Below are 12412 nucleotides of genomic sequence, written 5' to 3'. Positions count from 1 at the left end.
TCCGCTCAAGCCCCCTTCACAAACCGGTGAGCGCGATCCTGAAACCCGCCGCCCACCGGCTGAGCCCCGGTCCCCGCGTCGCGCGAATCCCGGGCCCCGTCCCTCTCGGTCCGGGGCCCGGCCCTCCGCCCGGGATCACGTCCTGTCGTAGGTGAGCACGACCATGCCGCCGTCGAGGACGCGGGTGCCGGCGAGCGTGAAGTCCACCGGGGAGAACCCGGTGGTGAACAGCGGGATCCCGGCCCCGGCGACGACCGGGTAGAGCTTGACGACCAGCCGGTCGATCTCCGGCAGCAGGGTCCCGGCGAGCCGGCCGCCGCCCGCCAGGTAGATGTCCTTGCCGTCCTCCGCCTTGAGCTCGCGGACCTTGGCCAGGGGGTCGCCGGAGACGATCTCGACCGCCGGGTCGGGGCTCTCGGTGATGCTCTCCGAGACCACGTACTGGCGCAGGTGGGCGTAGGGGCTGGTCACCCCGATCTCCAGGGCGGGCTCGTAGGTGACCCGCCCCTGGATGCCGGTGTCGAAGCTCCGGTTCTCGGCGTCGACGCCGAGCTGCCCGCGGACGTGCGTGGGCAGCGTCTCCGGATACTCCTCGACGATGAAGTCCAGGACGTCCTTGCCCACCGGGAAGAAGTCCACACCGCCGTCGGGGGCGGCGATGAAGCCGTCGATGGTCATGCCGATGTAGTAGACGAGCTTTCGCATGCGATCCTCTTTCACTCTTCCTGTAGTACTCCATTTGGAGTGGTATGAACATAGTACTACGAATAGAGTGGTGTCAACCGGGATTCCCGAGAGGACGCGACGCGCCGGGATCAGAGAGACGGACCGCCGGTCTCCTCACCCGCGGCCGGGCACGTCCCGCCCGCGGACGGCCCGCGACCGCCCGGCACCCTGCCGCCTCCCACTCCGCCCGGACGCGGTCCCGGTCCCCGTACGGCGTGCGCCCGCCGGGCTAGCATGGCGATCATGACGAGCAGCGGTCCGGGGAGCGCGCCGCCCCGCGCGGAGTGGGAGGCCGAGCACGACGTCGGGACCGCCGAGGCGGCGGCGCTGGTGGGCGGGCAGTTCCCCGACCTGCGCGACGCGCCGGTCGAGCCGCTCGCCACCGGCTGGGACAACACCGTCCACCTCGTCGGCGGGCGGTGGGTGTTCCGGTTCCCGCGCCGCGCCGTCGTGCTGCCCGGCATCGGGCGGGAGATCGCGACCCTGCCCGCGCTGGCACCCGGGCTGCCGCTGGCGGTTCCGGTCCCCACACACGTCGGGCGTCCCGGCGGCTCCTACCCGTGGCCGTTCTGGGGCGCGGAGCTGATCCCCGGCCGGGAGCTGGCCGAGGCCGATCTCTCCGAGGCCGGCCTGGTGCGGGCCGCCTCCGGTCTCGGCGCTTTCCTGCGGGCCCTGCACGACCCGCGCCTGGCCGCCGGGGCGGGCGCGGAGCTGCCCGTCGACCCGATGCGCCGGGGCGATCCCGGGGTGCGGGCGCCGATGGCCCGCGAGCGGCTGGCCGCCCTCTCCCGGCGTGGTCTGCGGACGCCGGATCCGGCCGTCGAACGGCTCCTGGCCGAGGGCGAGAAGGCGGGTCCTCCGCCCGGTCCGGTCTCAGTCGTCCACGGCGACCTGCACCTGCGGCACCTGCTGGTCGGCCCGGACGGCCGGGCGACCGGCGTCATCGACTGGGTGGACATCTGCCTGGCCGACCCGGCCGTCGACCTCTCGCTGGCCTACGCGGGTTTCTCCGGCACATCCCGTGCGGCACTGCTCACGGCCTACGGGCGCCCGATCGGCCCCGAGCGCGAGCTGGCGGCGCGCGTGCTGGCCGTGTTCCTCTGCGCGGCGCTCGCCGACTACGCGGAGTCCACCGGCCGCGACCGGCTCCTGGCCGCCTCGCTCGCCGGCATCCGGCGGGCCGTCACCCCCTGATCCACCCGGCCCGACCGGCCGGGCGGACCGAGGCCGGTCAGATCAGGCCGAGGGCGAGCATCGCGTCGGCGACCCGCTTGAAGCCGTCGATGTTGGCGCCGGCCACATAGTTGCCCGGCATGCCGTACTCGTCGGCGGTGGCCAGGCAGCGGCCGTGGATGTCGCGCATGATCTCCGCCAGGCGGCGCTCGGAGAACTCGAACGTCCACGAGTCGCGGCTGGCGTTCTGCTGCATCTCCAGCGCGCTGGTGGCCACACCGCCGGCGTTGGCGGCCTTGCCCGGCCCGAAGGCCACGCCCGCCTCCTGGAAGATCCGGACGCCCTCCGGCATGGTGGGCATGTTGGCGCCCTCGCCCACCGCGATGCACCCGCCGCGGACCAGCAGCTCGGCGTCGCGACCGGTGATCTCGTTCTGCGTGGCGGACGGCATCGCCACCTCGCAGGGCACCTCCCAGACGCTCCGCCCCGGCACGAAGGACGCCGCGCCGCCGCGCCGCTTGGCGTAGACGTCGACGCGGAGCCGCTCGACCTCCTTGACCTGCTTGAGCAGGGCGAGGTCGATGCCCTGGTCGTCGACGACGTAGCCGGAGGAGTCGGAGCAGGCGACCACCGTGCCGCCGAGCTGCTGGATCTTCTCGATCGTGTAGATCGCGACGTTGCCCGAGCCGGAGACCACGACGCGCTTGCCGTCGAAGGAGGTGCCGCGGGCCTTGAGCATCTCGTCGACGAAGAACGCGCAGCCGTACCCGGTGGCCTCGGTGCGCACCTGCGCGCCGCCGAAGCTGAGGCCCTTGCCGGTGATGACGCCGGACTCGTAGCGGTTGGTGATCCGCTTGTACTGGCCGAACAGGTAGCCGACCTCGCGCCCGCCGACGCCGATGTCACCGGCCGGGACGTCGGTGTGCTCGCCGATGTGGCGGTAGAGCTCGGTCATGAAGCTCTGGCAGAAGCGCATGATCTCGCGCTGGGAGCGGCCCTTGGGGTCGAAGTCCGAGCCGCCCTTGCCTCCGCCGATGGGCAGGCCGGTCAGGCTGTTCTTGAAGATCTGCTCGAAGCCCAGGAACTTGACGATGCCCAGGTAGACCGAGGGGTGGAAGCGCAGGCCGCCCTTGTACGGCCCCAGCGCGCTGTTGAACTCGACCCGGAAACCGCGGTTGATGTGCACCTCGCCGCGGTCGTCCTCCCACGGCACCCGGAAGATGACCTGCCGCTCGGGCTCGCAGATCCGTTCGATGATCTTGGATTCGGCGTACTCCGGGTGCTTGCCGAGGGCCGGGCCGATGCTCTCCAGCACCTCCCGGACGGCCTGGTGGAACTCGGTCTCGCCGGGGTTGCGGCGGAGCACGTTGTCGTAGACCGGCGACAGCTTCTCGTGGAGCATTACATATCTTCCCGATTGTCGGACTTCACAGCTTTGGTCTAGACCTTATTGGGTGATCGTCACGCAGTCATCAGGACCCCCTGGCATGGCGACCGCAGCCGTGTGACCACCGGAAATCCGGCGAGCCCGCACCCGGAACCCCGCCCGGCGGCCCCATGCGGTCCGGGGACGACGTACCCAGCACACCCGCGATCAGACGCCTCCCCGGCGGCAGGCCCAAGTCCTCATCGCGTCCGTGCCATCACGGCGGGGAGAGACACCCGCGCCCCCGAGGGGCATCGTCAGACGACGGCCGGGCGGGATCTCACCTCCCGGCCTCCCGGCCTCCCGGCCTCCCGGCCGATGACACGAATCCTTACGCCGAAGGGGTCCGATGATCCCGCGGCGGCTCACGAAAACGCGTCGATGCTCATGACTCCGAGGCCACCGCTCTCCTCGAAGTACATGAGGACATCAGACCCGGAGACCCTCCGCCACACTTTTCCCTCGACGAACGGTTCGCACCCCTCGACGGTCTCACCAAGGCTTTCCAGTTCCTTCAGGAAACCTTCCTCGCGGGGCACCGCGATCCGCCGGTGAGCGGCGGTCGAAGGCGGGGCTGATAGGATCCCCCGCGGGCTCGATCGCCAGATACCAGAGAACGCCTTCGACACGAGGTCTCCTCCGCCAAAACCGCCCTTTCCGACACAGAGGCTATCTCCCGGATCGCCTTATCATGGCAGCGATCATCGGCTGTACAGCGGAAGCGATGGAATCGGTCGAACCAAGCCCATTCCCTTGGTCTACATATGGATCCCACGCGGAGACAAACATCCCATCGCTCCAATGTGAAGTCTGCGGAAACAACCCCCGGAAAGCGGCCCCGGACTCAGCGCCTCCACCCAGCAGTTTCCTGGAGAGGTACATCTCCGTCGGCATAAGTGCATGATCTACCACAAGCTGCTGCGGCGTCGGGAGAGAAAACTCCACCCCCACAGCTCCATATAGCGGCTTACATCTCTCCGCGGCCGCCCGCAGGACTTCGACGCTCCAGGCGGCTAGCGACCGACCTTTCCTCCGGTCGGACTTCGACCATGTCCAATCCGGCATCCCCAGCGTCCCAGCGCTCGTCGTCACTCCGACCGGATGCCTGTCCGGCCCATACTTGAGGATGTATTCGACGACGACCGGACCAAAGGCCCTGTGCGAGAAGGCTGCCTTCACCACCCGCAAATCCGCGTCCTCTCCGGCCAGAAGATTCCTGAGCCTGTCGCCGGATGCCTTGATCACCCGCCTCGACGTTCCGAGATCAGACAGCAAGTCGAACGAGAGATCGATCGGTGCGACCTCGAAGGTGCCGACCGGAGAGCCGCCGACTTCCGGCATGATCGAGCACAGTGCCGCGAAGGTGTCGGCCTCGGGGCCACGCCCATAAACTCCGACCGTCAGGTGCGGCGGCTCACAGTAGAGTTCACTCATCGGCGTTTACCCAGAATCCTCAGCATCGCGTTGAGCTGCTTGGCATTGGGCATGAAGGCCGTGAGGAGTTCTCCAGTGGAACGCGAATATTGCACCACAAACCATTTTCCGTTGATCTTTCGGAGATAGGCATAGGAGTCCGTGCCACCAGTCCTCCAAGGCAGCGCCAGGCCACTACGAGAAGTGGTATTGATCATATCCAGCCACTCTGCCATGAACCTTTTTCATCCCCGAGCGGAAGGCATGTCGGTCACAGCATGATGGCGGGTACGGCGTTCGCCTGATGACGTAGAGAAGCTCCTGGTAGACGGGTTGATCACCACAACCATCACCGTCACAGCCAGGAGCTTCAGGTGCTGTTCTACCGCGCCGCGGTCGATTTGTCGCGTCCAACGCCGACCTACGCGGCCGGCATCATCCGACGGCACCGCAAGACGATCGGCACCCCCGGCGGCGGCTCAACCCCGGCCAGCAGGCCCTGCTCGTCCTTGTCTACCTGCGCGAGGGCGAGACGTTCGCCGAGATCGCCGCCGGGTTCGGCGTCCGGGTGGCCACCGCCTGGCGCTACGTGGAGGAGACCGTGCGCCTGCTGCCGACCCGTTCCCCGAAACTCGACCGGGCCCTGCGCAAGGCCGGGAAAGAGAGACCGCACTACCTGGTCCTGGACGGCATGCTCATCCGCACCGACCGGGTGAAGGCGGACCGGCCGCACTCCTCGGCCAAGCACCGCGTGCACGGCATGAACGTGCAGGTCATCGCCTCCCCGGACGGGACGATCCTGTGGACCTCCGGCGCCCTGCCGGGCAAGGTCCACGACCTGACCGCCGCCCGCATCCGGGGCATCCTGCGCGCGCTGGAGCGGGCCGGCATCCTCACCCTCGCCGGCAAGGGCTACCAAGGCGCCGAAGGCCCGATCGCCACGCCCTGCAAGGGTCGGAACAAGCCCGTCTCGCAGAAGCAGGCCAACCGCTCCCACGCCCGGCTACGTGGTCCCGGCGAGCGCGCCAACGCCCAGCTCAAGAGCCGGCGCATCCTCCGGCGGCTCCGCTGCAGTCCCGGCAAGGCCGGGCACTTGTGCAAGGCCATCGCCGTCCTGCAGAACTACGAGATCACCCGGAGATGAAAAAGCCTCATTAATCGTCACAAACAGTGAATAAAATAGGAAAGTCAGGCTTCCGGATGAATATCGGCTGATCAACGAAGTCGGCCGCACTGAGCCTTCCGGAAGGGCCACCGGAAAAAACCACGGACGCCGTCCGCATGCCGGACCTCTCGCGACCGGGAGGCGGCGGGCGTCGCAGCTCACGGGTGACGTCCCTTACCCCGGCAGGGGGAGGCCGGATCAGCCCGGCGGCGGACGACCGGATGCGGTCCGGCTGGCTACCTTCCTCTACGTAAGGCCAGTTCAGGCCTCCGCACAGGCAAGGAACCCCTCATGTTCAAGGACTCAGCCGACTTCCGGCGCGTCGCCTCCGGCGTGCTGCTCATCGTCGCCCCGCTCCTGCAGGCGATCGCCGTCGTCATCGACCCCGGCACCTGGGGCGACGAGCGCGAGGCGGTCAGCTTCGGCGACAACCCCGTCCTCGCCCAGGTCCAGTCGGTGCTCTACCACTGGGCGTATCTGCTGATGGCCCTGGCCGCCCTCGGCCTGCTGCACGTGATGCGGCGCCGCGCGACAGTGTTCGGGCACATCGCCGGCCCGCTCGTCATCCTCGGCTACATCAACACCTCGGGCCTGCTCATGGCCGACCCGGTCGAGTGGTGGCTCGGGAAGAACTACAGCCCCGACAGGGCCACGGCCATCATGGACGAGATGATCAACCTGCCCGGCGTCGTCTTCGGCTTCCAGATGCCGTGGATCTTCTTCGCCATCTTCGGCATGCCGGTCCTGGCCATCGGCGTCTGGCTGGCCGGGTTCTCCCACTGGTGGGTCCCGCTCGTCACCGCGCTCGGCTACGCCGGCTCCATGGCAGTGGCGTACGGCCCGGCGACCGTGGTCTTCTGGGGCATCCCGGTGATCTCGCTGGGCTACCTCGGCGTCAAGATGCTCAAGATGAGCCGCGAGGAGTGGATCTCCCACTACCCGGCCGCCCGGACGGCGCAGGAACCCGCGAAGACCACCGCCTGAGCACCACCGTGGATCTCGCACCGCCCGCTCCCGGAAGCCCCGAACCGCCGCGCCGTACCGGCGGGCGGGGGCACGGGGGCGAGCGGCCGTACCGCCCGTCAGACGGCCGCGCCCGGCCGTACGACCCGTCAGACGGCCGCGCCCGGCCGTACCACGCCCGACTCGTAGGCGAACACCACCGCCTGGGCCCGGTCGCGCAGCTGCAGCTTCATCAGCACCCGTGCCACGTGGGTCTTGACCGTGGCCTCCCCCACGAAGAGCTCGCGTGCGATCTCCGCGTTGGTCAGGCCGCGGGCCAGGAAGCGCAGGACCTCCAGCTCGCGCGGGGTCAGCTCGGCGAGCTGGGGCGGGGCCGAGGGCTCGTGGCGGCCGGCGAAGGAGGCGATCACACGGGTCGTCACCGCCGGGTCCAGCAGGGCGTCGCCGCCGACCACCACGCGGATGGCCTCGACGAGCTGCTCGGGCGGGGAGACCTTGAGCAGGAAGCCGCTGGTCCCGGCGCGCAGGGCGGCGTAGAGGTTCTCGTCGGTGTCGAAGGTGGTGAGCATGACCACCTTGGGCGGGTCCGGCTGGTCGAGCAGCTGCCGGGCCGCGGTGAGGCCGTCCATGCGGGGCATGGAGATGTCCATCAGCACGATGTCGGGGCGCGTGCGGAGCGCCACGGCGACGGCCTCCACCCCGTCCGGGGCCTCTCCCACCACCTCCATGCCGGGCTCGCTCTCCACCACGAGCTTCAGTCCGGCGCGGACCATCGCCTGGTCGTCGGCGATCACGATGCGGATGGCGGTCATACCAGAACCTCCTGGGAGATGGGCAGGCGTGCGTGGACCCGGAAGCCGCCTTCGGGGCGCGGGCCCGCCTCGAAGGAGCCGCCGAACAACTCGGCGCGCTCGCGCATGCCGATGAGGCCGTTTCCGGTCGACAGGCCGGACGGGGCGCCGCCCGGGGCGCCTCCGCCGTCCAGGACCTCCAGCTCCACGGAGCCGGCGTGGTAGGTGACGCGGACCGAGATGGCGGACTCGCCCGCGTGCTTGACGGCGTTGGTGAGCGCCTCCTGCGCGATGCGGTAGGCCGACAGGTCCAGGCCGGGCGGGAGCCGTACGGGCTCGCCCGCGACCTCCAGCGTGACCCGCAGGCCCGAGGAGGCGAGCGTGGAGACCGTGGTGGCGAGCTGGTTCAGCCCGGCCTGCGGGATGGACTCCTCCAGCGGCATGCGCAGCGCGCCGAGCATGACGCGCAGTTCCTCGACCGCCTCACGGCCCGAGCGCTCGATGCCGAGCAGCGCGCTCTCGTCCCCGCCGCCCCGGCGGCGCACCAGCCCGGCCTGCATGACCATCATGCTCACGCTGTGCGCGACGACGTCGTGCAGTTCGCGGGCGATGCGGACCCGCTCCTCGGCGACGGCCTCGGCGGTCCGGAGCTCCCTGTCGCGTTCCAGCCGTACGGCGTGCTCGGCGAGGCGGCGGGCCCGGGAGGCGTAGACGTGCAGGGCCAGACCGGTGAGGTAGGCGGCGCCGAAGACGACGGTCAGGAAGACGACCTCCTCCATCGGGAGCCACCGGTGGTCGACCGCGCCGGAGTCGAAGACGAGGACGCCGGTGGCGGCCCAGGCCAGGCCGGGTTTGAACGGCAGCTCGGCACCGACGGTGTGGAAGACGAGCAGCAGGGAGAACAGCTGCCAGACCTGGCAGTGCTCGTAGCCCTGGCGGTGCCAGGCGTACTGGGCGATGATCATGAGGATGAAGACGGCCACCGGCGACGTGCGGCGGAACCAGACCAGCACGCCCGTGACGAGGGCCTGGCCGATCCACCACAGCTCGGGCGTCTCGGCCGCGCCGTACTCGGCCGCGACGGTGAAGGCCTCGAGCGTGCCGAGGGCGATGATCGCGCCACCGATCACCAGATCGACTCTCGGCACCGTGCGGAGGTGCCGGAGGGCGGGGAGGGGAACCACCATGCGGGGAGAGTAGACCCTCCCGCCCTCCTTGCATATAGGACAAAACGCCCAAACAAGTCGCTTACAAGCGGATCACAAGTACACACAACCAGACGGACAGGCCATGGAGAAGATCACTTGGAGGGGAAGGACACGCTCCGCACGAGCCGGTTGGCCACCGAGTCGTCGCAGCCGCCGGGCGCGCAGAAATAGATCATGAGCGCGGGCTCCTCCGGCCGCTCCACGGCGTAGCCGACGAAGTCGAGCTGCCCGCCGCGCTGCGGGTCGGCGATGGACCCCTCCAGCCGCACGCCGGGCTGGCCGGCGACGCTGACCTGCACCACCTGGGAGAACACGCTGACCGTGCCGGGCAGCGAGGACTGCAGGGTCTCCTGGAGCTGCTGCGCCCCGCCGCGCGGGTCGAGCGTGTCCAGCGTCTGCGTGTAGACCCCGGTGGCCTCCTCCGGCTCGGTCTTGATGATCTCGTTGACGGCCGCCCAGTCGGCGGTGACCGGGGTGCTGAACAGCGCCCGGAACTCCTCCGCCCGGGGGGCCGCCACCGTGAACGCGTCGGCGTGCTGGAGCGCGGTCCACCCCTCGGGATGCTCGAAGGCGACGGGCACCGCGGCCGAACCCCGGTAGGGCTCCCACGCGTCGCCCCCGCCCCGCAGGATCAGGGCGAGGACCGTCACCAGCGCGACGATCAGCGCGATCGCCGCCCCCGCGCCGGCGATGACGCCCCGCCTGCGCGGCCGTGCGGCTCCGGGCCGGGTGAGGGGCCCGCCCTCCCCCGTCTGGTAGGGACGGGAGAGCTGGTGGGTCCCGCCGCCCTCCTGGAGCCGGTAGGACTGGCCGCTGATCGCGTCGCGGAGCTCGGCGACGAACTCGGTGCAGCTGCCGTAGCGCTGCTCGGGGGACTTGGCCAGCGCCCGCATCATGACGCCGTCGACCTCCGCGGGGAGCTCGGGCCGGAGCGAGCTGAGCGGCGTGGGCGGCTCGGCCAGGTGCGCCCAGAGCAGCGCGATCTCGTTGTCCCGCTGGAACGGCAGCCGCCCGGCCAGCGCCTCGTAGACCACGCAGGCCAGGCCGTACTGGTCGCAGCGGCCGTCGATGACCTCCTTGTTGATCTGCTCGGGCGACATGTAGCGGGGGGTGCCGATGAACTGGTCGGTCTGGGTCAGCCCGGAGATCGAGGTGCGGTGCTTGGTGATGCCGAAGTCGGTGAGGTAGACGTGCTCGCCCTCGGCGTGCCCGGCGATCAGGATGTTGGCGGGCTTGACGTCGCGGTGGATCAGGTCGTGCGCGTGCGAGGTGTCCAGCGCCGCGGCGACCTGGGCCGCGATCCGGTTGACCTGGCTGATCGGCAGCGGCCCCCGGTCGTAGAAGAGGCGGCGCAGGTCGGGGCCGTCGACGTAGCGCATCGCGATGTAGAGGGTGCCGTCGTCGGCGGCGTCCGCCTCGTAGATCGGGATGATGTTGGGGTGGTCGATGCCGGCGACCGTCCGCGACTCCAGGATGAAGCGCTGGCGGAACCGGTCGTCCTCGCCCAGCAGCGGGTTGAGGACCTTCAGCGCCACGCGGCGGCCGAGCCGGGAGTCCACCGCGAGGTAGACCACGGCCATGCCGCCCTTGCCGATGACGTCCTCGACGTGGTACCCGGCGATTTCCCGGCCGATCAGGGATCTCTCGTTCACCGGTGCCGTCACGCCTCGGCCGGATGGCCGCAGTAGCCGCAGAAGCGGTGCGCGGGACCGAGCCGCATCCCGCAGGCGGTGCAGTACTTCTGGCTGACCGCGGCGCCGCCCGCGGTCGTGCCCTCGGCGGTGTCGCCCGGCCTCGCGCCGGGGTTCCTGGCGACCAGGACGGGCTGCCCGGCCGCGGGAGCCTGGCCGGGACCGGCCGGGTGGCCGGAGGCGGCGGGCGTGCCCGAGGCGGGGGTCTGCCCGGCGGGCGGGGAGACGACCGGCAGCGGGGGGAAGGACCGGCCGACCACCACGGTGGCGCCGGATTCCTCGTCGATCGGGGGACGGCGGGGCCCGGCGGGCGGCGTGCCGGTCCGGGGGCCGGTGCTCCCGGCGGTGCCCCCCGCGGCCCCGGCCGGGAAGGCGGCCCGGTCTCCGGTGCCGAACGGCCCCTCTCCGGTGCCGAACCCTCTCTCCCCTGTGCCGAACGGCCGCTCACCCGTGCCGAACGGCCTCTCGCCGGTGCCGAGTCCCCGCTCTCCGGTCCCCGCGGTCCCGTCGCCGCCGGGCGGGGCGCCGCGCCGCCAGTACAGCAGCGCGCCGGCGACCACGGCCGCCACCAGGACGCCGCCGCCCACCAGGAACGGCCAGAGCGGCAGGCCCGCCTTCCCGCCGGCGGGGGATTCGGCCGCGGCGCGCCTGGTCCCCTCGTCCTCGGCGGTGCCGCGCTTGTCCTGGGAGGTCTTCAGGTGCGCCGCGGCCACCGTGTGCCCGGGGTACAGCTCCAGGACGCGCTGGAAGCCGGGGACGGCGTCGCCGTAGTACTTGGTGTGGAAGCGGATCAGCGCCTGCTCGAACGCGGCGTCGATCGGGCCGCGCCGCGGGGTGACCCCGGCCTCGGCCAGCGCCTTGGTGATCTCCCGGACGCCGATCATCCGGCCCTCGGCGCCTCCGCCCACCAGCAGCCCGACGACCTTGCCCTCCTTGTCCTCGATCACCGGTCCGCCGAGCAGCCCCTGGTCGATCAGCTTGCCCAGCTTGGGCGGCTCGTCGACCTTGCCCTCGGGGTCCTTGAACTGCCGCCCGCCGTCACCGGCGCCCCCGGCCCGAAGGTGGGCGATGTCCACCTTCTCCTTGAGGTCCGCCGACGGCCGCCCGGTGAACCCGGCCACCGCGACCGGCGAGCCCTCCTTGTCGGGCACCTTGGCGGCCAGCGGCGCGGTGGGCAGGCCGGCGCTGCCGTCGGCGCGCCCGGTCGGCATCAGCACGACGGGGCTGTCCGGCCGGCTCCCGGCACGGACGACCTCCGCGCTGAACCCCTCGTCGTCGGCCGGCGAGATGTTGGGGAAGACCCGGATCTCGGTGGTGACGTCGATGATGCAGGTCGCGGTCGGCTTCTTCGGCGGGTAGCACTCCTGCAGGTGCCGGTTGAGGGTCTTGTCGTCAAGGGTGTGCCGCTCGAAGTCGTCGGGGATCTTCACCTTGTGGTGCTCGGCGAAGATCTTGTTCGCGGCGTGGATCGCGACGTCCTTGTCGGTCTGCACCACCCGGGTCAGGGTGACGATGGCGCCCTCGGGGTTGACGACGGTCCCGGTGCCGCTGCCGATCGGCACCTCGTAGCTCCGCTCGACGTGCACCAGCGCGCCGATGTGGTCGAGCAGGGTGATGTCGACCTTGGCCTTCGCCTCGACGCGGACGACCGCCGGGGTCACCAGGTCGGTGATCCCGCTGGGATGTTCGTGCGCCAGGGCAGCCGGCATCGCGGCGAGCGCGAGCGCCGCACCGCCGAGGAGCGCAAGGACCGTTCCGAGCCGCCGCATCGTCACTCCATGAAGGGGATAGGTCAAGGGTCGCAACCTATCGGCTGAAGTCAATAGAAGGAAATGTAGACAAGCGCTTGGTAGGGT

Annotated in this window: 11 protein-coding genes and 1 pseudogene; 3 read left to right on the top strand and 9 right to left on the bottom strand. The window is 70.6% G+C overall.

What is annotated here, in order from left to right; all coding sequences use genetic code 11:
• Nucleotides 1–135: 135 nt before the first annotated feature.
• Nucleotides 136–705, bottom strand: coding sequence for a dihydrofolate reductase family protein (locus FHS22_RS04455; protein WP_184938660.1), 570 nt, complete (start codon nt 703–705; stop codon nt 136–138).
• A gap of 264 nt (nt 706–969) precedes the next feature.
• Here FHS22_RS04455 and FHS22_RS04450 point away from each other — a divergent pair, with 264 nt between their 5' ends.
• On the top strand, nt 970–1920 hold the full coding sequence (locus FHS22_RS04450) for a phosphotransferase (RefSeq protein ID WP_184938658.1): 951 nt from the start codon (nt 970–972) through the stop codon (nt 1918–1920).
• Nucleotides 1921–1957: 37 nt separating this feature from the next.
• Here the strand turns inward: FHS22_RS04450 and gdhA are convergent, their stop codons facing one another.
• The 4 genes from gdhA to FHS22_RS04430 all read right to left on the bottom strand — a co-directional run bounded on the left by gdhA (nt 1958) and on the right by FHS22_RS04430 (nt 4974).
• Nucleotides 1958–3301 (bottom strand): NADP-specific glutamate dehydrogenase, encoded by a 1344-nt coding sequence (gdhA, locus tag FHS22_RS04445; protein ID WP_184938656.1) that lies wholly within the window; start codon nt 3299–3301, stop codon nt 1958–1960.
• A 389-nt stretch (nt 3302–3690) separates the two neighbouring features.
• Complete coding sequence (locus FHS22_RS04440; protein WP_184938653.1) at nt 3691–3954, bottom strand: hypothetical protein; 264 nt, start codon at nt 3952–3954, stop codon at nt 3691–3693.
• Nucleotides 3955–3994: 40 nt separating this feature from the next.
• On the bottom strand, nt 3995–4759 hold the full coding sequence (locus tag FHS22_RS04435; protein WP_184938651.1) for a hypothetical protein: 765 nt from the start codon (nt 4757–4759) through the stop codon (nt 3995–3997).
• Nucleotides 4756–4974: a hypothetical protein gene (locus FHS22_RS04430; RefSeq protein ID WP_184938648.1), complete on the bottom strand. Its 219-nt coding sequence runs from the start codon at nt 4972–4974 to the stop codon at nt 4756–4758. Before FHS22_RS04430 ends, FHS22_RS04435 begins: the two co-directional genes overlap by 4 nt.
• Nucleotides 4975–5112: 138 nt before the next feature.
• Here FHS22_RS04430 and FHS22_RS04425 point away from each other — a divergent pair.
• A pseudogene (locus tag FHS22_RS04425) lies at nt 5113–5882 on the top strand (transposase family protein).
• 312 nt (nt 5883–6194) lie between these two features.
• Nucleotides 6195–6887 (top strand): hypothetical protein, encoded by a 693-nt coding sequence (locus tag FHS22_RS04420; protein ID WP_184938645.1) that lies wholly within the window; start codon nt 6195–6197, stop codon nt 6885–6887.
• Between the two features lie 128 nt (nt 6888–7015).
• Here FHS22_RS04420 and FHS22_RS04415 read toward each other — a convergent pair whose 3' ends face one another.
• The 4 genes from FHS22_RS04415 to FHS22_RS38900 form a co-directional block, all read right to left on the bottom strand.
• Nucleotides 7016–7678 carry a response regulator gene (locus FHS22_RS04415; protein ID WP_184938644.1) on the bottom strand — a complete coding sequence of 221 codons (663 nt, stop codon included), beginning with the start codon at nt 7676–7678 and terminating at the stop codon, nt 7016–7018.
• Nucleotides 7675–8844 (bottom strand): sensor histidine kinase, encoded by a 1170-nt coding sequence (locus FHS22_RS04410; RefSeq protein ID WP_184938642.1) that lies wholly within the window; start codon nt 8842–8844, stop codon nt 7675–7677. The genes FHS22_RS04415 and FHS22_RS04410 overlap by 4 nt, the downstream gene beginning before the upstream one ends.
• Before the next feature lie 113 nt (nt 8845–8957).
• Nucleotides 8958–10517, bottom strand: coding sequence for a serine/threonine-protein kinase (locus tag FHS22_RS04405; RefSeq protein WP_338047593.1), 1560 nt, complete (start codon nt 10515–10517; stop codon nt 8958–8960).
• An 8-nt stretch (nt 10518–10525) separates the two neighbouring features.
• Nucleotides 10526–12325: a zinc ribbon domain-containing protein gene (locus tag FHS22_RS38900; protein WP_184938638.1), complete on the bottom strand. Its 1800-nt coding sequence runs from the start codon at nt 12323–12325 to the stop codon at nt 10526–10528.
• Between the last annotated feature and the right edge of the window lie 87 nt (nt 12326–12412).

Source organism: Thiemannella venezuelensis (assembly GCF_014203605.1).
Lineage (GTDB): Bacteria > Actinomycetota > Actinomycetes > Streptosporangiales > Streptosporangiaceae > Planomonospora_A > Planomonospora_A venezuelensis.
Note: the sequence above shows the minus strand (reverse complement) of the source record. Positions and strands in the feature narration are given on the sequence as shown.